We start from the raw sequence: 24,365 nt of genomic DNA, 5'->3' as shown, positions 1-24,365 counted from the left end.
ACACCGCCCGGGGCGTGGACACCCCGAGGAAGGCCCGACGCCGCATGATCCTGCTCCTGTCGACGTCCGACACCGACCTGCTCAGCGCCCGCGCCGCGGACGGTCCGGTGACCTACCGCTACGCCAACCCCTCGCGCCTGCCGCTCGACGACCTCCCGGCTCTCCTCGACGGCACCGACCTCGTCGTCGTACGCCTCCTCGGCGGTGTCCGTGCCTGGCAGGAAGGGCTCGACCACCTCCTCGCCACCGGCAGGCCGGTTGTCGTCCTCACCGGCGAACAGGCTCCCGACGCCCAGCTGATGGCCGCCTCCACCGTGCCGATCGGGATCGCCGCCGAGGCCCATGCCTATCTGGCGCACGGCGGCCCGGCCAACCTGGACCAGCTGGCCCGGTTCCTCTCCGACACGGTCCTGCTGACCGGCCATGGCTTCGAACCCCCGGCGCCTGCCCCGTCCTGGGGTCCTCTGGAGCGCACCGCGCGCACCACCGCAGGCCCGGTCATCGCGGTGCTCTACTACCGCGCCCACCACATGAGCGGGAACACCGCGTTCATCGACACGCTCTGCCGGGCGGTCGAGGACGCAGGCGCCCGCGCCCTCCCCCTGTACGTCGCCTCGCTGCGTACCCCGGAACCCGAACTCATCGACGAACTGCGCGCCGCCGACGCCATCGTCACCACGGTCCTCGCCGCGGGCGGCACCCGGCCCGCCGAGGCGTCCGCGGGCGGCGACGACGAGTCCTGGGACGCGGGCGCGCTCACCGGGCTCGACGTACCGATCCTGCAGGCGCTCTGCCTGACCGGCTCGCGCAGCGACTGGCAGGACAACGACGAGGGCGTCTCCCCGCTCGACGCGGCCAGCCAGATCGCGGTCCCCGAGTTCGACGGCCGGCTGATCACCGTCCCGTTCTCCTTCAAGGAGATCGACGAGGACGGCCTGCCCGCGTACGTCGCCGACGCCGAACGCGCCGCCCGGGTCGCCGGAATCGCCGTACGCCACGCGCGGCTGCGCCACATCCCGGCCGCGGACAAGCGCCTGGCACTCGTCCTCTCCGCATACCCGACGAAGCACTCCCGTATCGGCAACGCGGTCGGTCTCGACACCCCGGCCAGCGCCGTCGCCCTGCTGCGCCGACTGCGCGCCGAGGGCTACGACTTCGGCCCCGCGGCCGACCTGCCCGGCCTGGTGTCCGGCGACGGCGACGAGCTGATCTACGCCCTGATCGAGGCCGGCGGCCACGATCAGGAGTGGCTGACCGAGGAGCAGCTGGCCCGCAACCCGGTCCGGATCCCGGCCGCCGACTACCGGCGCTGGTACGCCACCCTCCCGCACGAACTCCGCGACGCCGTCGAGCGGCACTGGGGCCCGCCCCCCGGCGAGATGTTCGTGGACCGCTCCCGCAACCCCGAGGGCGACATCGTGCTCGCCGCCCTGCGCCGCGGGAACCTGCTGGTCCTCATCCAGCCGCCGCGCGGCTTCGGCGAGAACCCGATCGCGATCTACCACGACCCCGATCTGCCGCCCTCGCACCACTACTTGGCCGCGTACCGCTGGATCGCGGCGGACCGGGACGACGCCGGCTTCGGCGCCGACGCGATGATCCACCTCGGCAAGCACGGCAACCTGGAGTGGCTGCCCGGCAAGAACGCGGGCCTGTCCGCGGCCTGCGGCCCGGACGCCGCACTGGGCGATCTCCCGCTCGTCTACCCGTTCCTGGTGAACGACCCGGGCGAGGGTACACAGGCCAAGCGCCGTGTCCACGCCACCCTGATCGACCACCTCGTACCGCCGATGGCCCGCGCGGACAGCTATGGCGACATCGCACGCCTGGAGCAGCTCCTCGACGAGCACGCCCAGATCGCTGCGATGGACCCGGCGAAGCTGCCCGCGATCCGCGCCCAGATCTGGACCCTGATCCAGGCCGCCAAGCTCGACCACGACCTGGGGCTCGACGACCGCCCGGACGACGAGGGCTTCGACGAATTCATCATGCATCTGGACGGCTGGCTCTGCGAGATCAAGGACGCCCAGATCCGCGACGGGCTGCACGTCCTGGGCGGCGCCCCGGCCGGCCCGGACCGGGTCAACCTGGTCCTGGCGATTCTGCGCGCCCGCCAGATCTGGGGCGGTACGGCGTCGCTGCCGGGGCTGCGCGAGGCACTGGGCCTCGACGAGTCCGCCGCCACCCGCACCACGGCGGACGAGGCCGAGGAGCAGGCACGCGCCCTGGTCCAGGCGATGGAGGACGCGGACTGGGATCCGTCGGCGGTCGCGGCCGTGGCAGCGTCCCACCCCCAACCGGTACGGGACATCCTCGACTTCGCAGCCCGCGAGGTGGTCCCCCGGCTGGCGGCCACCACAGCGGAACTGGACCACACCGTCCACGCCCTGAACGGCGGCTTCGTCCCGGCGGGCCCGTCCGGCTCCCCGCTGCGCGGCCTGGTCAACGTCCTGCCGACCGGCCGCAACTTCTACTCCGTGGACCCGAAGGCGGTCCCGTCCCGCCTCGCCTGGGAGACCGGCCAGGCGCTGGCCGACTCGCTCCTGGATCGCTACCGCACCGACAACGGCGAATGGCCCACCTCGGTCGGCCTCTCCCTGTGGGGTACCAGTGCGATGCGTACGTCGGGTGACGATGTCGCCGAGGCACTGGCGCTGCTCGGCATCCGCCCCGTCTGGGACGACGCCTCACGCCGTGTCACCGGCCTGGAACCGATCGACCTCGCCGACCTGGGCCGCCCGCGCATCGACGTGACCCTGCGCATCTCCGGCTTCTTCCGCGACGCGTTCCCGCACACCATCGGCCTGCTCGACGACGCGGTACGCCTCGCCGCATCCCTCGACGAACCCGCCGACCACAACCACATCCGCGCCCACGCCCAGGCCGACCTCGCCGAACACGGCGACGAACGCCGCGCCACCACCCGTATCTTCGGCTCCCGCCCCGGTACGTACGGAGCGGGCCTCCTCCAGCTCATCGACAGCCGCGACTGGCGCACCGACGCCGACCTCGCCGAGGTCTACACGGTCTGGGGCGGCTACGCCTACGGCCGCGAACTCGACGGCCGCCCGGCCCGCGACGAGATGGAGACGGCGTACAAGCGCATCGCCGTCGCCGCCAAGAACACGGACACCCGCGAGCACGACATCGCGGACTCGGACGACTACTTCCAGTACCACGGTGGCATGGTGGCCACCGTCCGCGCCCTGCGCGGCACAGCCCCCGAGGCATACATCGGCGACTCCACCCGCCCGGAGACGGTCCGCACCCGCACCCTGGTCGAGGAGACGTCCCGCGTCTTCCGCGCCCGCGTGGTCAACCCCAAGTGGATCGAGGCGATGCGCCGCCACGGCTACAAGGGCGCCTTCGAACTGGCCGCGACGGTCGACTACCTCTTCGGCTACGACGCGACGACGGGCGTGGTCGCCGACTGGATGTACGACAAGCTCACCGAGACGTACGTCCTGGACCCGACCAACCGCGAGTTCCTCCAGCAGGCCAACCCCTGGGCCCTCCACGGCATCGCGGAACGCCTCCTGGAAGCCGAGTCCCGCGGGATGTGGTCCAAGCCGGACCCGACGGTCCTGGAGGCGTTGCGCCAGGTGTTCCTGGAGACGGAGGGAGACCTGGAGGACGAGGGCTGAGGCCCGACGGGCGTGGTGGGACTTCCCGGACCCGGCCTCAGCGGCGGGACATGTACAGGTCGAGTGCCTTGTGCAGGAGCCTGTTGAGAGGGAAGTCCCATTCGCCGAGGTATTCCACGGCCTCACCACCGGTGCCGACCTTGAAGCGGAGCAGGCCCATCAGGTGGTTGTCCTCGTCCAGGGTGTCGGTGATGCCGCGCAGGTCGTAGACGCTCGCACCGAGTTCGTGGGCGTCGGACATCATCTGCCACTGGATGGCGTTGTTCGGCTGGACCTCGCGCTTGCGGTCGGTGGAGGCGCCGTACGAGTACCAGACGTGCTCGCCCACGGTCAGCATCGTCGCCGCCGCCAGAACATCGCCCTCGTGATGGGCGAGGTAGAGCCGCATCCGGTCCGGGTCCTCGGCCGTGAGTGCGGTCCACATCCGCTGGAAGTAGGCCGCCGGGCGGGGGATGAACCGGTCCCGCCGGGCGGTCTCCACGTAGAGCTTGTGGAAAGCGGGCAGGTCCTCGTAGCCGCCCCGGACGACTTTGACGCCGGCCTTCTCGGCCTTCTTGATGTTGCGGCGCCACTGCTGGTTGAGACCTCGCTGGACCTCTTCCAGCGACTTGCCCGCGAACGGCACCTGGAATACGTACCGCGGCTGACCGGCGGCGAAGCCGTCCTCGCTGCCGGGCTCGGTCTGCCGCCAGCCCATCGCACGCAGCCGGTTCGCGATGTCGAAGGCCCGTGGCTCGCGGGCGGTGGCCTCGGCGTCCCCCAGCCGTCCGGCCTGCGGGTCGGCGATCGCGGCCTTGACGGCCTCCGCACTCCAACGGCGGGCGACAACGGGCGGGCCCATCTTCACCGAGAACACCCCCTGCGCCTTCAGGTGGCCGAGCATCGGTTGCAGCCACCGTTCCAGATCCGGCGCGGACCAGTCGATGAGCGGCCCTTCGGGCAGATAGGCGAGGTATCGCCTGAGCTTCGGCAGCGGCCTGAGCAGGACCAGCCCCACGCCGACGAGCCGATCGTTCTCGTCGAGCCAGCCCAGGCTCCGTGCCTGCCAGTCCGGCTTCACGTCCCCCCACGAGGGAACCTGCATGTGGCTCGCGGAGGACCGGTCCCTGACGAAGGCCAGGTGCTCCTCGCGGGTGATCGCCTTCAGGCGCAGACTCATGCGCAGTGCTCCTTCGTCCGGGCGCATCAGCCTACTGAGATGCACCTCACATCGACGGCAACCGGCTCGCCGCCGCGGAGAAGAGGCAGCAGGACGCAGGCGTGATCACTCGGCCGGGTGGACCCGGCCGGGCGGCCGCCCGTCGCGCCTACAGCGTCCGGGGAACTCGGGATCATGCGCGGGTGATCTTCGTGAACCGCCGCTCCGTGCGTCGCCCGCGTGGCCCGCTGGCCCCGATCGGTCTCGGTGCCCTCGCCGTCCTGTCCCTGCTGCCGGGCACGCTGCCCGCCGCCGCACAGCCGGTGGCCGCCACTCGGCCCCCCGCCGCAGCGCCCCTGCCCCCGCCCACGCGCGGGGAGCGCCTGACCTCCGCGCGGCTCGCCGCGATCCGGAACGATCCGGCCGCGCTGAGTGCCTTCTTCACGGCACTGCCGAAGGGAGGGGACCTGCACAACCACCTGTCCGGCGCCGTCTCGACCGAGTACCTGATCTCGCTCGCCGCGGAAGACGGTCTGTGCATCGACGAGAAGACGCTGACTGCGGTGCCGCCGCCGTGCGGGCCGGGCCGGCGACCGGCGTCCGACGCCCTGACCGATGCCGCTTTCCGCCGCGCGCTGCTGCAGGCGTGGTCCATGCAGGACTTCCCGCCGGACCGGTCCGGGCACGACCACTTCTTCGACACGTTCGGGAAGTTCGGCGAGGTCACCTGGCGCCACCGGGGCAAGCTGCTCGCCGATGTGGTCAACACCGTCGCGAGGCAGAACCAGTTCTATCTGGAGACGATGGTGACCCCGGCGTCCGACGCCGCGAGGAAGCTGGCCGACGAGGTCGGCTGGGACGAGGACCTGGCGAAACTGCACAGCAAACTGCTGGCCGGCGGCAAGCTGGACGAGCTGGTCGCCGAGGCGGGCCGGGAGACGGACGAGTCCGACGCGGAGTTCCGTACGGCAGCGCAGTGCGGCACGCCCCGCGCGGAGGCCGGCTGCCGGGTGCCGGTGCGGTGGATCTCGCAGGTGTCGCGCGGAAGTTCACCCGAACGGGTCTTCACTCAGATGGCCCTGGGGCTGCGCCTCGCCGAGCGGGACAAGCGGTTCGTCGCCGTGAATCCGGTGCAGCCGGAGGACTGGGACAGCTCCCTGCGGAACTACAGCCTCCAGATGCGGATGCTCGACTACCTGCACCGCGTGTATCCCCAGGCACACATCACCCTGCACGCAGGCGAGCTGTGGCCCGGCCTGGTCAAGCCCGAGGACCTGGCGTTCCACATCGGTGAGGCCGTGAACGTCGCCCACGCCGAGCGCATCGGCCACGGTGTCGACCTGGTCCACGAGGACAACTGGCAGCGACTCGCCCGCACCATGGCCGACCGGCAGATCGCGGTCGAGGTGCCGTTCACCAGCAACGCGCAGATCCTCGGGGTCAAGGGCGCCGACCACCCCTTCACCACCTACCGCGCCTACGGCGTGCCCGTCGTGCTGGCCACCGACGATCCCGGCGTGTCCCGGATCGACATCAGCCACGAGTACCGGTACGCCGCCACGACGTACGACCTCGGCTACCGCGAGCTGAAGGACCTCGCGCGGGCCTCCCTGGAGTACGCCTTCCTGCCGGGCACCGGCCTCTGGCAGGGCAACCCGACCCGGAACGGCTACCGTCTCACCGGCCCCTGCCGCCACAACAGGCCCGGTGCGGACAACCCCCGGCAGCAGTGCCGGCGACTCCTGGACGCCAGCACCAAAGCTCGGGTCCAGTGGCGTCAGGAGGCCGCGTTCGTGGACTTCGAGCGGCGGTTCGCCACCACCACGGCAGGCTGACGGACACGTCACACCCGGTCGTAGCGTGCTCCCTCGAGTCGTCGTTGCCGATCAGTCGATGACCAAGATCGACGAGATCGACGAGAACTTCCGGGAGACGAAGAAGGCAGCGCAGGCCCGGACGCTGCGTGCCGAGCCGCGCCGCGAGCCCGGCCGGCGGGCGCCCGCGCGGGGTCGGTCACTGGTCACCGGCGTGCGGCGACGACCTCGCGGCCGCGGTCGGAGTCGGGGAACCGGTTGATCATGCTGCGCAGTTCCTCGGCGTCGACATTGGCGCCGAAAGGCTCGGTTCCGGGCTCGAGGCGTATGCCGTCGGCGAGTGCGCCGGCGACGACGGGGTCGAAGCCGAGCACATCGACGATGTCCGCGACGCTCGCCAGGTCCGCCGAGTGGTCGCCGGCGAGGGCGATCGCCTTGCGGCCGGGGGCGCCGGCGGGTCGCGCCTCGTCGTCGAGATCGTGGTAGCCCATGTGGTTGAAGGCTTTGACGACTCGTGAGGTGGGGAGGAACTCCTGCACGATCTCGCTCGTGGAGGTGCGGGGGTCGGCCAGGTCGTCGCGGATGCCGTCGATCTCCCACCAGTAGTTCATCGCATCGATGACGAGCTTGCCGGCCAAGGCCTCGACCGGGAGATTGCGATGCTTACCCAGAGGGAGGGCCAAGATGATGACGTCCGAGTTGCGGGCAGCATCGGCCGCTGTGGTGGCGATCGCTCCGGGCGCGAGTACGTCGATGGTCAGGGCGATCTTGTCGGGGTCGCCCGATCCTGCGATGAGGACCTCGTAGCCGGCGGCGATGGCGAGCCGGCCGAGCACAGTACCGACTTTTCCGGCACCGAGAATGCCAAGGCGTAGCGTCCCGGATGCGATCGTGGTGCTCATGCCGATACTCCTTCTACCGCAGGATTGTCAGTTTTGCCAGAACTCCCAGTAGGTCTCGACGGCCTCGGCGTCGGTTTCGGCGACCAGGCCGAGCGAGTGCTGGGCGATGGGCTGCTCGGTGTGCCCGAACTGCTCCAGGGACCGCAGGTAGAGTTCGACGTGACCGGCGAACCGCTCGGGTCGGCCGCCGATGATCGCCAGCATCAACGGCAGGCCGTGGCGGGCGGCACGAACTACCGAGCCCGGGCTGCCACCCACGCCGATCCACGTCGGGATACCGCCGTCCGGCATCCGTGGATGCAGCACCACTTCGTCGAGCGGCGTCCGGAACCGGCCCGACCACGTCACGGCGTCCTCGTGCTGGAGTCGCAAGAACAGGTCCAGCTTCTCCTCGAACAACTCCTCGTAGTCGGAGATGTCGTAGCCGAACAGCCCGAACGACTCGATCGCCGACGCCTGGCCCAATACCAACTGGGCGCGGCCGTTGGAGACCGCGTCGACCGTCGCGAAGTCCTGATAGACCCGTACCGGGTCGTTGGTCGACAGCACGGTCACCGACGTGCCCAACCCGATCCGGTCCGTCTCACGGGCGATCGCGGCCAGGAGCACGGGGGTGGCCGAGTCTGTGTGCCCCGCGCGGTAGTGCTCACCAACGCTGAACATGTCCAGACCGACCGACTCGGCCAGCTTGGCCTCATCGAGGAGAAGTCGAATCGTCTCGGCGTCGCTGAGCACCCGGCGATCCGTGCCTTGCGTTGCGAACTCACCGAAGGAGTTCAGTCCGAACTCGAAGCGACCCGCCGAGGTCGGCGCTGACTGTGTCTCGGAAGTCATGGCGTACTCCTTGCTTGTGCGGGTGACCCGCTCAATTGTTTAAACAACATGACTGCGCATACATTTGGACGGAGGTGAGCACCCTTGGCCGGGATCGGTGGGTCACGTGTGTGCTGGACTCCGGACCGCGGGCCGAACGCCCGGATCCCGCTTGTTGAGGTGTCTTGTCAGCGCGGCCACCGCGTCTCGGCCGGCTCGGTTGGAGCCGACGGTGGACTGGGAGGGGCCGAAACCGATCAGGTGCACGCGGGGCTCGTCGGTGACCTGGGTGCCGACCAATTGGATGCCGCCCCGGTCGTTGCGCAGGGCGAGGGGGTCCAGGTGGCCGAGGGCGGCTTTGAATCCCGTGGCCCATACGATCGCGTCAATGGGGGTGAAGGAGCCATCCGCCTCGCGGACGCCACCGGGCTCGATCGAGGTGAACATGGGGCGGCGTTGGAGAGCTCCGCGTTCCCTGGCCGCGCGTGCGTAGGGCGTCCAGGCGAGATCGGTGTAGGAGACCACGCTTCCAGTGGGTTTGCCCGCTTCGACGTCGGCGACGACCTTGGCGATGATCTCGCGTCCTACGACCTCGGAGTTGAACTCGCCTTCGCGGAAGACCGGCTCGCGTCGGGTGTACCAGAACGTCGTGGCGACCTGGTTGATCTCTTCGAGCTGTTGCAGGGCGGAGATACCGCCGCCGACCACGGCGACCCGCAGCCCCGCCAATTCCTCCGCGGAGACGTAGTCGTGGGTATGCAGCTGGCGTCCGGTGAAGGTCTCCTGGCCGGGGTAGTGCGGGCGAACGGGGTTGGTCCAGGTGCCGGTGGCATTGATGATCGCCCGGGCGCTCCAGGTTCCGTGGCTGGACTCGACCACGAGCCCACCCTCTGGATCGGTGTCGGCGCGACGTACGGTGGTGACGGTCACAGCACGCAGAATCGGCAGCTCCGCGGCATGCTCGAAGTCGGCGAAGTAGCGCGGTACCGCAGTGCGGCTGGGCTCGTCGGGGTCGATGGGCGGCTTGGGGTAGCCGGGAAGGTCGAAGATCCCATTGACCGTCGCCATCCGCAGCGACTCCCAGCGGTGCCGCCACGCCCCTCCTGCCGCCGGTTCGGCATCAAGGATGACGAACGTCCGGCCACCATCCGGTTCCACCAACGCACTCGTGAACCCACGCCGCTTGAGGTGATAACCGGCCGACAGCCCTGACTGGCCGCCCCCGATGACTACCACCGTTGCCGATCGCAGTGGCCCGCTCGCGGCTGCGTCGGGGTCCAGGCGCCCGTGCGGCCCACTCGGGTGATCGTCAGCGCTCATGGGCCCGGGCGTGGTTGCGCGGCTGCGATACGCCACCGGCGGCCAGCCGCATCAGGTCGGTGTCGAAATCGACGTCGGCGGCCGTTCGCTCGGCGCGGGTGGCGTTACCACCGAACTGGTGCTGGTAGCCGGACCAGTTGCCCTCGGTCACCTGGCGGGCCGTGCCGTTGCTCAGGAGCGCGGAGAGCTCGCCGGCGGCCCGTGCGATGCGTTTGCCCAGGTCGGTCGAGCCCCAGTCCTCGGGTGCGGCATACAGCGACGTGGGCACGGGGATCGCACGCAGGAACGCGAACAACGGCCGAAGATGGTCGTCGACAACCATGGCGTGTCGGGCGCTGCCTCCGGTCGCGGCCAGGATGACGGGCGTGGCGATCAGCAGGTCGTTGTCGATCAGGTCGGCGAAGGACTTGAACAGCCCGCTGATCCCGGCCTTGTAGACCGGGGTGGCGGCGATGACGGCGTCGGCCTGGGCAAGCTGCTCGATGGCGGCCCGGACCTTCGGGTTGGGCATGCCGGAGACCAGCGCCTGGGCGATGTCCACGGCGAGCGGGCCGAGGTCGATCGAGCGCACCGCCGCCGTCGTGCCGGAGTCGCGCAGGGTGTCGATCGTTTTCTGAGCAGTGCGGTCGGCCAGCAGCCGGGTTGACGACGGGTCGCTCACGCCGGCGTTCACGACCACGATCGTCACCGAACTGGTCGACGGTCGTGTGGTCGGATCTGTGGAGGTGGGATTGCTCATGCTGTGTTCCTCGCCGGGTTCTTCGAGACTGCTCTCGTGTGATGGCTGGAGCCGGACGGTGGCGCTGCGGCAGTGAGCGCCCTACCGAGTTCGCGCAGGGTCTTCAGCTGCTCGGGGCTCAGGGCCCGTGTCATGGCGGTGGTGACGTGCTTGGCGTGGGCCCTCCCGATGTTCCGCTGGACCTCGCGGCCCTCGGTGGTGAGGACGATCCGGCAGGCGCGGGCGTCGTCGAGGTCGTCGTGACGTTCGACGAGGCCCCTCTTCTCCAGCCGTGCGACGAGCCGGGAGACTCCGGCCTGGGTGAGGAGGGCGTCGTCGATCAGGTCGGTGATCCGCAGGCCCTGCTCCGCTCTGGCCAGGGCGTAGAGGACGCCGTACTCGCGCGGTGGGAAGTCGCCCCAGTCGCCCTCGTACTCGAACTCGCGTGCCAGCGTCGCCTGGGCCCGGAACATCGCTTCCCAAGCCTCGTTCGCCAATCTGGTGATGTCGGACATCAGAACGCCACCGGGAAGCCGGCTTCGACCGCAGGGTCGCTGTCCTGGTAGGGCGAGGTGCCCGACAGGTTGTCGCCCCGGTTGGGGTTCGGTCGCGGCCGGCGAGGCTCGGCGTCGCCGTACTTCGCCTTGACCAGCGAGGCGTGCGTGGGCGCGTCGGGAACATCCGGCTTGCGCCGCGACTCCAGCTCCTTGCGCAGCACCGGCACCACCTCGGTGCCCAGGATCTCCACCTGTTCCAGGGCCAGTTCGACGGGCAGCCCCACGCTGTCGACGGCGAACAGCTGTCTCTGGTAGTCGCCGAAGCCCTCCCGCCAGGTCAGGACCTTGTCGATGACTTCCTGCGGGCTGCCCACGGTCAACGGGGTGGCGGCCATGTGGTCCTCCAGCTTGGAGCCGCGGAAGACCGGATAGTTCTCGAAGTAGGGCCGGAACGTGTTGATCGCGTCCTGGGACCGCTTGGCGATGAACGCCAGCCCGCCCAGACCGACGATGGCCTGGTCGGCGGTGCCGTGGCCGTAGTGCTCGAACCGCTGCCGATAGAGGTCGACCAGCGGCTTGAAGTGGAAGTTCGGAGCGAGGATGTGGTTGGCGAAGAACCCGTTGCCGTAGTACGCCGCCTGCTCGGCGGTCTCGGGCGTGCGGATGGAGCCGTGCCACACGAACGGCGGCACGTCGTCCAGCGGCCGCGGCGTAGAAGTGAAGCCCTGCAGCGGCGTACGGAACCGACCCTCCCAGTCGACCACGTCCTCGCGCCACAACCGATGCAGCAGGTTGTAGTTCTCCAGGGAGAGTTGAACGCCTTCACGGATGTCCTTGCCGAACCACGGGTAGACCGGAACCGTGTTTCCGCGCCCGAGCATCAGGTCCAGCCTGCCGTTCGCGACGTGCTGCAGCATCGCGTAGTCCTCGGCGATCTTCACCGGGTCGTTGGTGGTGATCAGCGTGACCGACGTGCTCAGGATGATCCGCTCCGTCATCGCCGCGATGTGCGCCAGCAGCGTCGGTGGGGACGACGTCACGAACGGCGGGTTGTGGTGCTCACCGAGCGCGAACACGTCCAGACCGACCTCGTCGGCACGCTGGGCGATCCTGACCGTGTTACGGATCCGCTCCGCCTCGCTCTGGGTGTATCCGGTGGTCGGGTCGGGGGCGATGTCTCCGACGCCGAAGATGCCGAACTGCATGATGCGCTCCTCGCTGATGCATGACTTTGGATGCATCTCAACAATATGACGCCGCATGCATTTCGTAGCTCGATGGCTTAGCGATCCTGATCACATCCATGAGTTCGGCACGAGTGCCGGACTGATGCCACATGCCGATCACTCCCCGCACCTCGGGCGGTGGACGATGGCGGCCTCGACGTCTGCGCGGCTCTGACCTGCGCCCTTCGGAGGTCTCGGCGAGATCGGCTCCGGTCGACGTTGCGTGCGGGCAAGGACGACGAGGTCGGTCTGCACGGGTGACGTGATCGGCATGTGGCGCTCCCGAGTCGGCTTCGCGACGGGCGCGCTCGCAGACGACGCGGCCCGCGTCACCCACAGCCGGGGGTCCGCAGAAGCGCTGAAGGGCGTGTAGATGTTCTGGGCGCCAGGCATCCGGACACGATCGACAGCCGTGGCCGACTGGCCGAGGCGATCGCGCAGCAGCGGCAGCGCTGGCCTCACGAGGCAACCGAGTGAGCCGCCTGGCGTCACGCCCACCCACTGCAATGCCCCCTTCCTCGAGATGACATCACCGAGGAAGGGGGCATACCTGTAGGCCGCGTGGGACTCGAACCCACAACCAACAGATTAAAAGTCTGCTGCTCTGACCAATTGAGCTAGCGGCCCGCGCGCCCCAGCATAGCCGTACGGCCAGGCTGTCCTCGCGGCCTTATCCACGAGGCCGCCGGCCGAGCCCTGCTCCTCGCCCCGATCAGCTGTTGCAGAGCTCTACAACCCAGATGCAAGCGGGCAACTCGGGCAGCTCCCGTGACTCGACGGCGCCCCGGCGGTCCGGCCGCCCGGTCGACCCGATGAATAAAAGGTCCGCTGCTCTGCCAATAGAGCTAACGGACCTCGGCGATTCACCCCTGAGCACAGCCCGCCGCGGCCCGGCCGCCGATCGGGTATCGGCCGCCGGGCCCGTCGAGCCGTCATCGGAGGTCGTCAGTCCGCCGCCATGTCCGCGCTCGTGCGTTTGTGATCCGGATTGAGGAACCAGTGGCGCGCCGACGCGAACCACCACGTCGCCGCGAACCCCAGGACCGCCAGGACCGCGATCGGGGCGTAGTTGAACGTCTCCCAGGTGACCGCGGACAGCTGCGGCAGCATGAAGAGGACGGTGATGACGACCACCCACACCACCGCGACGATCCCGACGGGCCGGGACCAGCGGCCGAGGTGCCAGGGGCCCGGGGTGAAGTCGTCTCCGCGCAGGAGGCGGAGCAGGGTGGGGATGACGTACGCGATGTAGAGGCCGATCACCGCGATCGAGGTCACTGCGGCGTACGCGGTGACGTTGATCAGGTACGGAAGGCCGAGGAGCAGTGCCCCGGTCGCGGCCAGCCAGACCGCGGCAACGGGGGTGCGGGTACGGGGGCTGACCGTGTGCCAGACGCGGGAGAACGGGAGTGCGCCGTCCCGGGAGAACGCGTAGATCATGCGGCTGTTGGCGGTCACGGATGCCATCCCGCAGAACAGCTGCGCGCCGATGACGACCAGCAGCAGGAGCTTGCCGGTGGTGGCGCCGAGGGCGTCCAGGAGGATCTGGGCGGGCGGGGCGCCGGTCGGGGAGTTCAGGGCTCCGTCGTACGACTGGATGGCGAAGGTGAAGCCGAGGAGGAGGACGAACCCGGCGATCCAGGAGGTCCAGATCGACTGGACGATGCCGCGCGGACCCGCCGTCGCCGCGTCGTGGGTCTCCTCCGTCATGTGGGCGGAGGCGTCGTAGCCGGTGAAGGTGTACTGGGCCATCAGGAGCCCGATCATCACGACATAGAAGCCGCTGCCCCAGCCGGTGTTGTTCACGAACTCGGTGAAGACGAACGAAGCCGACTGATGGGAGTCCGGCACGAAGGTGAGCGCACCGACGATGACGGCGACCCCCAGCACGTGCCACCACACGCTCACGCTGTTCAGGATCGCGACGATACGGACGCCGAACGTGTTCAGGAGTCCGTGCAGCAGCAGGATCGCGGCGAACAGCACGATCGTACGACCGGGCGTCACCGTGAAGTCGAACTGAAGATTCAGGTAGGCCCCGAGGAAGGACGCCGCCCCGAAGTCGATCCCCGCGGTGACGGCGACCTGGCCGAGGACGTTGAACCAGCCCGTGAACCAGGCCCAGGCCGCCGCCGAGCGCGGCGGGGCCAGCCGGTGCGCCCAGAAGTACAGGCCCGCGGAGGTCGGGTACGCCGAACAGATCTCCGCCATCGCCAGGCCGACGAACAGCGTCATCAGGCCGACGCCGACCCAGCCCCAGGTGATGACGGCGGGCCCGCCGGTGTTCATGCCGAACAGATACAGCGTCAGGCAGCCGGAGAGCACCGAGATGATCGTGAACGAGACGGCGTAGTTGGAGAAGGCGGACATACGCCGGGCGAGCGTCTGCGTGTACCCGAGCTGCGCCAGACGCTCCTCGTCGGAAACGCCCGGTGGCGGCTTGTCCTCGCTGATGTCTGTTGTCATGACCCCAGCGATGCCCTCGCCCCGGCGTACGCATGCCGCCGCCGTGGTTACGACTGGGAAAACATGGCGCACGGCACGTGGGGCGCAGCCCGCAGGCTGCACCCCACCTCTGCTCGTGCCCAGCGCTCAGCTGATCTTCGAGTACTTCTTCCAGCGCGTGTCGGCCAGCTTCTTCGGCGCCGAGAAGCCCCCGGTGTGGTTCGCGTTGTAGAGGTACACCGCGCCCGCGGACGTCCGGGCGAGGATGTCCTGCCGCCCGTTGTGGTCCATGTCGCCGCTGCCGACGATCGCGTTGTACTTGCCCCAGCCCGAGCCGATCTTCGTCCTTGGCTCGAAACCACCCTTGCCGTTGCCCCGGTAGAGCCAGAGCACGCCTGCGCTGTCCCGCGCCACGATGTCCGCGCGGCCGTCGCCCGACAGGTCGCCGCGTCCGGCGATGGCGGTGTACGTCTTCCAGGTGGTGACCTTCGTACGGCCCGCCAGGGAGCCGTCGCTCTTGCCGCGGTGGAGCCAGACCACTCCGGAGGTGTCACGGGCGAGGATGTCGGGCAGGCCGTCGCCGCTGAGATCGCGGGCGGCCACAATCTTGTTGTACTGGGACCAGCCGGTGCCCAGTTTCACCCTCGGGGCGTCGCCGACCTCCATGTAGTCGAGCGGATTGGGAATGCGGTAGAGCGTGCCGCCGGGGGTACGGGCGAGCAGGTCGCCCTTGCCGTCGCCACCCATGTCCCCCAGCTCGGTGAGGTAGTTGAAGTCGTCGTCCCAGTCGAGCATCGAACCGGCATCGTCGACGTAGCAGCCCGCGAGCTTGCCCTGCGCGTTGGTGGTGCAGAGGTCGATCTCGTCGCTGGGTTCCCGGGCCAGGACCGATCCGCTGATCCGCACGTCGAGATCGACATCGCGCGTCCAGTCGGTGATCGTGGCCCGGTAGGACGAGATCCTGGTGTACAGGCGTACACCGCCCCGGACGCACCCGGTGGCCTTGGTGGCCGATACGGCGATGAGCTTGCCGGCGCCGACAAGTGCGCCGCCCGCGTCGCCGAAGCACTGGTCGTCGTCCGCGACGGGGGCAGCACCCGGCGCCGGTACGGTGCAGAGCGTTCCGCTCGGCAGCGTGCGTCCGAGCAGAGTGGTGCAGTCCGCCCCGGACTTGAGGACAACCTGTTCGGAGTGTCTGGCACGCGGCGCCCCGTCCAGGTCGAATCCGGCCCACGAGTAGAACGTCGCCTTGGCACCGGCGGCGTACAGCGCCGTATCACTCGACGACGCCAGTACCGGCTTGCCGTACGAGGACGGCGTCTGCCGGACCGCGACCGCCACCGCCCCCTGACGCGTGTTCGTGTCGTACTTCGGGTGGGAGCGGTAGCGCGGACTGCTGCTGCCTCCCGAGAGCTGACCGCTCTGCAGGCTGTAGTCCCACTCCATGTCCGCATCGCTGCGTCCGGTGAAGCAGTCGGGCGTGGCCAGGGTCCGGGTCTTGGACAGCGTGATGCCGGTGCAGGCCCGGTGGGAGCCGTCCGCGTCGTCCGCGTAGTAGAGCGGGATGAGCCACGAGGGGACGGTCGTGGCCGCCTGGGCCTGCGGCGCGGATCCCAGCAGCCCGGCAAGCACCGCCCCGGCCGCGGCCACAGTGGTGAGAGCCCGGCCACCACCACGCATCATCCACATCAGAAGACCCCCTTGTAGGCCTGCCACCCGGTGGCAATTTTCGTGCGCGAGCCGAACGACCCCTTGCCGTCCCCGTTGTTGCGGTAGAGATTGCCGGAGCCGTCCCGTTCGACGAGGTCGGCCTTGCCGTCACCGGTGATGTCTCCCACCCCGACGACGACGTTGTACGAGGCTCCCCACGCGGAGAAGACCTTCACCCGGTCCTTCAGCGCGCCGGTGGCGGTGCCGTTGTACCGGTAGAGCGTCCCGTCCTTGTGGCGGGCCAGTACATCGCCGTACCCTTCACCGTTGAGGTCTCCCGCACCCACGATCTTCGTGTAGCCGCCCCACGCCGAACGGATCTTCACGCCGGCCTTCAGCTTGCCGTGTCCGTCGTTGGCGAAGAGGTAGATGTCACCGGTGGACGTCTTGCGTGCAAGCAGGTCGGTACGGCCGTCCCCGGTCAGATCGCCGGGCGCCGTCAGCACGTTGTACGCGTTCCAGCCCGTGCCCAGAGAGGTGTGGCTGCTGGTCGGCTTGTACGAGTCGCCGCACTTGCCGGCGTACCGGCGCAGCTCTCCGTTCGGCACCCGTACGAGCATCTCGGAACACCGGTCGGTGCCCATGTCCCCGAACGGGACGGCCACCGTGCCCGCGGGCCAGCCGGAGGCTGACCGCTTCCCGTCGAAGGTGCCCTTGCCCTCGGTGTAATGAAGGGTCAGGTCGCCGGAGGAGTTGAGCGTGACCAGCTCACCGAAGGTGTAGCCGCCCTGGTCGTGGTGGCCCTGCAGGCCGCCGCTGACCGCGATCTTCCCGCTGGTGGTGTACGTGCCGTCGCCGTCGGCGGCCTTAGCGCTCAGCGTCCAGGTGTGAGGGCCGTTGAAGGAGTAGCCGCCCGCGTCCGTCCTCCCGTCCCACTCGACCTTGACCTCGGCGCCGGAGTCCCCGGCAAGCGTGCGGACCGTGCGACCGAGCGCGTCCTTGACCGTGAAGGTCCACCTCGCCGGCTTGTTGAGCTGCCAGGTGCTGTCCCAGTACTGGCTGCCGTAAATGTTCTTGTAGTCGAGATAACCGTCGCCGAGATCGGACTCGATCTTCGCCAGCGGTTGTGCGGGCACACCGCTCTGCACGAACCGGATCGCGTTGTCCGGGCCGACGTACGCGATGTCCCCGCCGAACTTGTCCACGGCCCAGGTCAGCCGTCGCTGGTCGGCGGTGCTGCCCGCAGGCAGATCCGCGATCTCCCGGGGCGCCACGGCTGTCCCGGTGTGGAAGTCGGTGAGCATCAATTTCCCGGCGGACCGGTCGTGCTGTACGAGATAGCCGTCGCCGACGAGTGCGGCACCGGACGGAACGGTGAAGCTCTTCTTCGCCGTACGGTCGTACACACCGGCAGGGCCGCCCGTCCCGCAGTTCCAGTAGAGCCAGCGGCCGACGGTCTGCAGTTCCTTGACCACACAGGGCGCGCCGGTGGCGAGCGTCTCGACGGTCTTCTTCTTTTCGAGATCGATCGCGGTAACGGCTCCGGCGGTGGAACTGGACGTCCACAGCAGGGCTCCCCATACCGAGGCAGCGCCGATGGACCGGGTCATTCGGACATTCGTCGAGCGGTATTCGGAAACGTCGTCGATATATTGCTTTCCGGTCGACGCGGCGTTGTAGACGAAATAACGTCCGGTGACGTCCACGAACTGGCCACCCGTGACCGCGGGTTCATCGGCCGAGTGATAGCTGTTGGCCGTCAGCCAGATCTGGGCGCGCTCCACGCCATTGTTGACGAAGAAGCGGCCCACATGGCCGTTTCCGGTGGCGCGCAGCGGCACACAGGAACCGGCGTCGCACGGCACGCGCTTGATCTGGGCGCCGTTTGCGTAAGTGCCGGCGTATCCCATGGAAGTCCGGTCGCCCACCGTCGCCCCGTCTTGGGCAACCTGGCGCGCGAAGACCAACTGCTCACCGCTCGGCGCGATTTCCACCGTGTTCAGCGTTCCGCCGGCGAAGTCGATGCCCCAGACCCCGCCCGTCTGTACGGGGGTCGGCGTGTCCGCGGCACTGGCGCTCGACATCGTGCCGAGTCCGGCCGCGACCACGGTGAGAGCGGCCAGGGTCGCGCGACCGCGCCCGACGGAACGGCTGCGTACGAAAACAAGGCGTGCCAAGAGGGCCCCTCCCCGATATGCCTGAAAAGGCATGAATGACACAGGGAGTCAACGGCGGCCTGCCGCAAAGGAATCGGGCAAAGCCCCCCGGCCGTGCGCCTGTCCATGCCCTGTGCAAGTTGCCGGATATTAGCAGCCGTTCCGCTTGTGACGTAAGCGAAAAGAAAAGCGGGCCCGTCCGAAAAGGACGGGCCCGCTTTCAGCAGACCTTCAGCAGGTCTTCACTGCACTCAGCCGTTGCGCTTCCAGCGCGGCTTGTCGTCACGACGGCCGAAGGTACCGGTGTTGGTGCCGGTGCCCGTGCCACCGCGGTGGTCGTCGCGGCGGCCGGTCGGACGGTCGCTGCCACCGGAGCGGAAGCCACCGGCCGGACGGTCGTCACGACGGTCGCGGTTGAACGGGCGGTCGCTGCCACCGGAGCGGAAGCCACCGGCCGGACGCTCGTCACGACGGTCGCGGTTGAACGACGGACGGTCGTTGTCACGGTTGAACGACGACGGACGGTCGTTGTCACGGCGGAAGCCACCGGACGGACGGTCGTCACGACGCTGGAAACCACCACGGTCACCACCACGCTCACCACTGCGGTCGTCACGACGGTCGCGGTTGAACGACGGACGGTCGTTGTCACGGTTGAACGACGACGGACGGTCGTTGTCACGGCGGAAGCCACCGGACGGACGGTCGTCACGACGCTGGAAACCACCACGGTCACCACCACGCTCACCACCGCGGTCGTCACGACGGTCGCGGTTGAACGACGGACGGTCGTTGTCACGGCGGAAGCCACCGGACGGACGGTCGTCACGACGCTGGAAACCACCACGGTCACCACCGCGGTCACCGCCGCGGTCACCGCCGCGGTACCCACCGCGGTCGCCGCCCCGGTCGTCCCGGCGGTCGCCACCGCGGCTGTCGCGACGGTCGAAGTTGCCGCGGTCGTCACGACGGTCGTCACGCGCGGCAGGCTGCTCCGGTACGGACACGGCGGCCTCGATCGCGGCCTCCGCCTCGGCGGCCGCCTCGGCCACTGCTGCCTCGGGGTCGTCGCCCCGCTCGCGCGCGGCACGGGCGACCAGACGGTCGGCCTCCTCGCGGAGCTCACCGGCACGGCGCTGGACGCGCTCCAGCTGCTTGGTCAGGTCGGCGACCTCACGCTCCGCCTGCTTGGCGGCGTTGTTCGCGGAGTCGGCCTGGACCTCGGTCAGCGAACGGGCACCGGTGATCTCGGCGACCTCCGGCTCGAAGACGCCCGCGCCCTGCACGATGTGACGGGAGGCGTCGACGCCCGCGTCCTCCATCAGGCGGAAGATCTGGCGGCGCTGGTGCGGCAGCGCCAGCGAGACGACGACACCGGACTTGCCGGCCCGGGCGGTACGGCCCGAACGGTGCAGGTAGTCCTTGTGGTCACCGGCCGGGTCCACGTTCAGCACCAGGTCGATGCCGTCGACGTGGATACCGCGGGCGGCGACGTCGGTCGCGACGAGCGCGTTGACGTAACCCTTCTTGAAGTCCTCAAGAACGCGGGTACGGGCGCCCTGCGTCATGCCACCGTGCAGCGCGTCCGCCTTCACGCCCGACTCGATGAGCTGCTCGGCGATGCGGTCCGCTCCCAGCTGGGTACGGACGAAGATGATCGTGCGGCCCTTGCGGGCGGCGATGGCGGAAGTGACCGGCGCCTTGTCCTTCGGCTTCACGACGAGGACGTGGTGCGACATGGTCGTGACGTTGCCCTGGGCGCTGTCGACCTCGTGGCTCACCGGGTTGTTCAGGTAGCGCTTGACCAGCGTGCCGATCTCGTTCTCCATCGTGGCGGAGAAGAGCATGCGCTGACCGCCGACCGGAACCTGGTCGAGCAGCTCGGTGACCTCGGGCAGGAAGCCCAGGTCGGACATCTGGTCGGCCTCGTCGAGGACGGCGACCTGGACGTTCTCCAGGGAGCAGGCGCCCCGGTTGATGATGTCGCGCAGCCGGCCCGGGGTGGCGACGAGGACGTCGACACCGCGCTCCAGCGCGTAGATCTGGTTGCCCATCGACGTACCGCCGCAGACGACCTTCATCTTCAGGCCGAGCACATCGCCGTACGGCTGCAGCGCGTCCGCGACCTGCATCGCGAGCTCACGGGTCGGGGTGAGGATGACCGCGCGGGGCTTCTTCTTCTCGGTGTGGCCGCCGGCCAGCGTGGCCAGGGTCGGCAGACCGAAGGAGAGCGTCTTGCCGGAGCCGGTACGGCCACGGCCCAGGATGTCCTTGCCGGCCAGGGCGTCCGGAATGGTCGCGGCCTGGATCGGGAAGGGCGAGGTCACACCGTTCTGCGCGAGCTTGCGGACGATGCCCTCGGGCAGCCCCAGGCTCCCGAAGGTGACGGTCGGCTCGGCGTCCTCAGCATCGGCGGAGGCGTCGGCGGGAGTGGTGTCGGTGGGAGTGGTGTCGGTGGGAGTGGTGGCCTCGGTGGAGTCGACGGTCTCGGTCGACTCGGACACCTCGGTGGCCTCGGCCACTACGGCCTCGGCTGCGGTGACAATCTCGTCGTTCTCGGGCATGACGGTGTTGTCAGAGCTGAAATTGGACATGCGAAATGCGAAACCTTCCGGAGTCTCGGCACGCGCCCATAACTCCGTGATTCGCAATTTCGACCGCCTCAATGCGGTCCAGCCACGGCAAGGGAGAGTACGCGCCACACGGCGCTCTTCTGTGTCGGCGCCGGGCAATGGGATCAAACGATCTACTACCATACGCACCCCCACCCACATTGCGCAAACCGCGCGTCCCGAACCGCCGGCTACACCGGCCCCACCTGCGGTGATACCTCGGGCGTCCGCATGGCCTCCAGTCCGTCCGGCACGCTCATCGCGTTGCTACGGAGCTGTGCGGCCGGCGACTCGGACGGCCCCGGAGGCGGATCCGACGGCTCCGGATCGGGCGTGCTCGACGGCTCGGGGGTGGCCGGCCCGGACGGTTCGGAAGGCCCCGAAGGCTCCGACGACGGCCCCGGCGGCTGCTGCGGCCCGCCGGGCCCCTGCGGCGAGGGCGTCGGCAGGTGCCCTCCCCGCGTCGGCAGCGGACCGCCGGGCCCGGCGGTCGCCTGCCCGCCGCCGGGAGCTGCCGAGGCGCCCGCAGAGGCGCTCGGATCCGCCGATTCGGGGGACTCCCGGTCGGAGTGAGCCTCGGCGCCGCTGCCGGTTCGGGCCCGGCCCGTACCGGCCACCGTGGAGCCGTCCGGTTCGGTCACCGAGCCCGTCGGCCGGGCCGACTGCGACGGGACCGGCTTCCCGCCGTCGTCGCTGACGCTCATGCAGCCGGTGGACGTGGCGATCGTCACTGCGGTGACGGCTGCCCATCGGACAGGGACGGACAAGACGGGCGACTGGCGCACGGGCGGCACCTCCGGGAGGCGGGGCGGGAACAGACGGGAGGGGACGCTGTGCCCAACTCCCGTTCCCCCGCAAGGGACACGCCCCGCACCCCGATCCCGGACGCCGCTACGCCCCGCCGGCCCCGAACAGCCGTTCCCTCTCCACCCGCCGGCTCAGCCGTAACCCAGCGCGTGCAGCCGCTCGTCGTCGATGCCGAAATGGTGGGCGATCTCGTGGACGACCGTGATTTCCGTCTCGGCGATCACGTCCTCGTGCGACTCGCACATCCGCAGCGTCGGCCCCCGGTAGATCGTGATCCGGTCCGGCAGCACCCCGGCGTACCACTCACCGCGATCGGTCAGCGGCGTGCCCTCGTACAGCCCGAGCAGCCCCGGATCGCCGGGGTCCGGTTCGTCCTCGACGAACACCGCGACGTTGTCCATCAGCCGCGTCAACTCCGGCGGAATGCGGTCCAGGGCCTCGGCGACCAGTTCCTCGAACTCTTCGCGCGTCATCTCCAGCACCCCGCCATTGTCACGTAACCCCGGCCGCCCGGCCCCCGGCCGGCGCTCCCCGTCTCCCCTCGCCCCGCATGGCCGCCCCGCTCCCCGGGCATACGCGCCCAATGCCCCGCGACCCGTTCCGCGCAGCAGCAGCCGCCCTGGCCGGAGTGACCGCAGCAGCCGGCGCGGTGGCCCGCGCCCTGCGCCACCACCACTCCCGTCCCGCCGACACCGGCAACACCCTCACCCTCGCGCCCTCCCCCAGCAGTGCCTCGCATCCTTACGCCCGCGCGCTGGGCCTGGTCGCCGTCGTCGTGTTCGGTGCCTGGCTGGGGCTGCTGATCGTCGGCAGTGTCCGTACGCCCGTCGGGCCCATGGACACCACGATGGCCCTGCGCCCCTCCCTCACCGGCGGCACGAAGATCAATGTGGCTCCGCTCGGCGCCCTGGAGCTGGACTCCCACATAGCCCCGGTCCGTCTCGACGTCGATATCGACCGCCTCGACCCGGTGCGCTCCCAGGCCCTGGTCCAGCACCCCGAACGGCTCTCCGGGCTCCAGCAGGAGGTCACCGAGGACGTCTCCGCCGGCGCCCGCGATCTCGCTCTGCGCTCCTGCACGGCCGTCGTCTCCGGCGCCACCGCGCTGGGCCTCGCCGTCTACCGCCACCCGCGCCGCGCCCTGGCCGCCGGAGGGCTCGCGCTGGCGCTCCTGGCCGCGTCCGGCCTCAGCGCGTACGCCACGTGGAACCCGAAGTCCGTGCTGGAACCCAAGTTCTCCGGGCTGCTCTCCAGCGCTCCCTCGGTGGTCGGTGACGCCCGCTCGATCGTCACCGACTTCGATGTCTACCAGCGCGAACTGGCCCGGCTCGTCACCAATGTGACCAAGCTGTACGACGCCACGTCGACGCTCCCCAGCTACCGGCCGGACCCCGCCACCCTCCGCGTCCTGCATGTCTCCGACATCCACCTCAACCCCGCGTCCTGGCAGATCATCGGATCGCTGGTCCGGCAGTACGACATCGACGTGGTCATCGACTCCGGTGACACGATGGACCACGGCTCCGCCGTCGAGAACGGCTTCCTCGACCCGATCCGCGACCTCGGCGCGCCCTACGTCTGGGTCCGCGGCAACCACGACTCGCGCATCACCCAGAAATATCTGGAGCGGTTCAAGAACGTGCATGTGCTGGACGACGGCCGGGCGGTGAATGTCGGCGGGCTGCGGGTGGCCGGCATGGGGGACCCCCAGTTCACCCCGGACCGCTCACTGCCCGCCCAGGGCGCGGCCGCCGAGCGGATGGCGGGCATGCGGCTCGCCTCCGCGCTGCGCGACCAGGAGCAGGCCGGCACGCCGGTCGACATCGCCGTCACCCACGAGCCGGACGCGGCCCGCGAGACGGACGGCACGGTTCCGCTGGTCCTCGCCGGCCATGTGCACCACCGGCAGAACGAGCTGATGAGATTCGGCACCCGGCTCAAGGTCGAGGGCTCCACGGGCGGCGGCGGGCTGCGCGCCGTACAGAACAAGAAGCCGGAACAGGTGCGGGCGTCGGTGCTCTATCTGGACCGCGCGACCCGCCGTCTGCAGGCCTGGGACGAAATCACGCTGGGCGGGCTCGGCCTGACGTCGGCCGAGGTCAGCCGCCATCTGCCGGAGGGGAACCAACCCGGAGCGACCCCTTCGCCTATTCGGTTTGGCTGACACCGAAACGCCGTAGTACAGTCTCCGACGTGCCCAAGGGCGCCGGTCAGGGCTTGACCGTTCCGAGACCCCAGAGGTTGAAGAAGAAGCGGAACCTCTTGAGGGGAAGCGGAGTCACATGCTTCTCACGTCCCTCAGCGGGGCGATAGACGCAGAAGTAGCGACACTAGCAGTTTTGCCCTCATCGTCTAGTGGCCCAGGACGCCGCCCTTTCAAGGCGGTAGCACGGGTTCGAATCCCGTTGGGGGCACGCACCACCTTGTGCGACACTTAGTCACACAACAGCTTGGTCCTGTGGAGCAGTTTGGAGTGCTCGCCACCCTGTCAAGGTGGAGGCCGCGGGTTCAAATCCCGTCAGGACCGCTGCAGCTCGTAAGTGCTGCGTGGCTGGGTAGCTCAGTTGGTACGAGCGATCGCCTGAAAAGCGATAGGTCGCCGGTTCGATCCCGGCCCCAGCCA

Annotated in this window: 16 protein-coding genes and 4 tRNA genes; 6 read left to right on the top strand and 14 right to left on the bottom strand. The window is 69.4% G+C overall.

Annotated features, from left to right (window positions below):
- Positions 1–44: 44 nt before the first annotated feature.
- Positions 45–3,644, top strand: coding sequence for a cobaltochelatase subunit CobN (gene cobN / locus ABZV38_RS15470; RefSeq protein WP_356327308.1), 3,600 nt, complete (start codon positions 45–47; stop codon positions 3,642–3,644).
- A 37-nt stretch (positions 3,645–3,681) separates the two neighbouring features.
- Here cobN and ABZV38_RS15465 read toward each other — a convergent pair whose 3' ends face one another.
- Entirely contained in the window at positions 3,682–4,803 is a 1,122-nt protein-coding gene (locus ABZV38_RS15465; protein ID WP_356327307.1) for a peptidoglycan bridge formation glycyltransferase FemA/FemB family protein, read from the bottom strand.
- Between the two features lie 191 nt (positions 4,804–4,994).
- Between ABZV38_RS15465 and ABZV38_RS15460 the strand changes: the two genes are divergently transcribed.
- Complete coding sequence (locus ABZV38_RS15460) at positions 4,995–6,617, top strand: adenosine deaminase (RefSeq protein ID WP_356327339.1); 1,623 nt, start codon at positions 4,995–4,997, stop codon at positions 6,615–6,617.
- 185 nt (positions 6,618–6,802) lie between these two features.
- Here ABZV38_RS15460 and ABZV38_RS15455 read toward each other — a convergent pair whose 3' ends face one another.
- From ABZV38_RS15455 to ABZV38_RS15395, 13 genes are all read right to left on the bottom strand, one after another.
- Positions 6,803–7,498, bottom strand: a complete 696-nt coding sequence (locus ABZV38_RS15455) for an NAD(P)-binding domain-containing protein (RefSeq protein WP_356327306.1) — start codon at positions 7,496–7,498, stop codon at positions 6,803–6,805.
- Between the two features lie 27 nt (positions 7,499–7,525).
- Complete coding sequence (locus ABZV38_RS15450; RefSeq protein ID WP_356327305.1) at positions 7,526–8,332, bottom strand: LLM class flavin-dependent oxidoreductase; 807 nt, start codon at positions 8,330–8,332, stop codon at positions 7,526–7,528.
- Positions 8,333–8,434: 102 nt separating this feature from the next.
- Entirely contained in the window at positions 8,435–9,631 is a 1,197-nt protein-coding gene (locus ABZV38_RS15445; protein WP_356327304.1) for an NAD(P)-binding domain-containing protein, read from the bottom strand.
- Complete coding sequence (locus ABZV38_RS15440) at positions 9,621–10,370, bottom strand: CE1759 family FMN reductase (RefSeq protein WP_356327303.1); 750 nt, start codon at positions 10,368–10,370, stop codon at positions 9,621–9,623. The genes ABZV38_RS15445 and ABZV38_RS15440 overlap by 11 nt, the downstream gene beginning before the upstream one ends.
- Positions 10,367–10,864: a MarR family winged helix-turn-helix transcriptional regulator gene (locus ABZV38_RS15435; protein ID WP_356327302.1), complete on the bottom strand. Its 498-nt coding sequence runs from the start codon at positions 10,862–10,864 to the stop codon at positions 10,367–10,369. The genes ABZV38_RS15440 and ABZV38_RS15435 overlap by 4 nt, the downstream gene beginning before the upstream one ends.
- Positions 10,864–12,051: a CE1758 family FMN-dependent luciferase-like monooxygenase gene (locus tag ABZV38_RS15430; protein WP_356327301.1), complete on the bottom strand. Its 1,188-nt coding sequence runs from the start codon at positions 12,049–12,051 to the stop codon at positions 10,864–10,866. The genes ABZV38_RS15435 and ABZV38_RS15430 overlap by 1 nt, the downstream gene beginning before the upstream one ends.
- Positions 12,052–12,625: 574 nt before the next feature.
- A tRNA-Lys gene (locus ABZV38_RS15425) sits at positions 12,626–12,699 on the bottom strand.
- Between the two features lie 318 nt (positions 12,700–13,017).
- A complete protein-coding gene (locus ABZV38_RS15420) occupies positions 13,018–14,526 on the bottom strand; it encodes an amino acid permease (RefSeq protein ID WP_356327338.1) in 1,509 nt (502 codons plus the stop codon).
- A gap of 138 nt (positions 14,527–14,664) precedes the next feature.
- A complete protein-coding gene (locus tag ABZV38_RS15415) occupies positions 14,665–16,206 on the bottom strand; it encodes an FG-GAP-like repeat-containing protein (RefSeq protein WP_356327300.1) in 1,542 nt (513 codons plus the stop codon).
- Entirely contained in the window at positions 16,206–18,344 is a 2,139-nt protein-coding gene (locus ABZV38_RS15410) for an FG-GAP-like repeat-containing protein (protein ID WP_356327299.1), read from the bottom strand. The genes ABZV38_RS15415 and ABZV38_RS15410 overlap by 1 nt, the downstream gene beginning before the upstream one ends.
- A gap of 230 nt (positions 18,345–18,574) precedes the next feature.
- Complete coding sequence (locus ABZV38_RS15405; protein WP_356327298.1) at positions 18,575–20,917, bottom strand: DEAD/DEAH box helicase; 2,343 nt, start codon at positions 20,915–20,917, stop codon at positions 18,575–18,577.
- Between the two features lie 209 nt (positions 20,918–21,126).
- Positions 21,127–21,720: a hypothetical protein gene (locus tag ABZV38_RS15400; RefSeq protein ID WP_356327297.1), complete on the bottom strand. Its 594-nt coding sequence runs from the start codon at positions 21,718–21,720 to the stop codon at positions 21,127–21,129.
- 153 nt (positions 21,721–21,873) lie between these two features.
- Positions 21,874–22,224: a metallopeptidase family protein gene (locus ABZV38_RS15395; RefSeq protein WP_356327296.1), complete on the bottom strand. Its 351-nt coding sequence runs from the start codon at positions 22,222–22,224 to the stop codon at positions 21,874–21,876.
- A gap of 101 nt (positions 22,225–22,325) precedes the next feature.
- Here ABZV38_RS15395 and ABZV38_RS15390 point away from each other — a divergent pair, with 101 nt between their 5' ends.
- The 4 genes from ABZV38_RS15390 to ABZV38_RS15375 all read left to right on the top strand — a co-directional run bounded on the left by ABZV38_RS15390 (position 22,326) and on the right by ABZV38_RS15375 (position 24,365).
- Positions 22,326–23,906, top strand: a complete 1,581-nt coding sequence (locus ABZV38_RS15390) for a metallophosphoesterase (RefSeq protein ID WP_356327295.1) — start codon at positions 22,326–22,328, stop codon at positions 23,904–23,906.
- Between the two features lie 177 nt (positions 23,907–24,083).
- A tRNA-Glu gene (locus ABZV38_RS15385) sits at positions 24,084–24,156 on the top strand.
- Positions 24,157–24,194: 38 nt separating this feature from the next.
- Positions 24,195–24,269, top strand: a tRNA-Asp gene (locus ABZV38_RS15380).
- Positions 24,270–24,291: 22 nt separating this feature from the next.
- Positions 24,292–24,365: transfer RNA gene (locus tag ABZV38_RS15375), tRNA-Phe, on the top strand.

The sequence above is a fragment of the Streptomyces sp. NPDC005181 genome (assembly GCF_040608395.1).
In the GTDB taxonomy this organism is placed as follows: Bacteria; Actinomycetota; Actinomycetes; order Streptomycetales; family Streptomycetaceae; genus Streptomyces.
The sequence above is the reverse complement of the archived record's forward strand: the minus strand, read 5'-3'. Positions and strand labels throughout refer to the sequence as shown.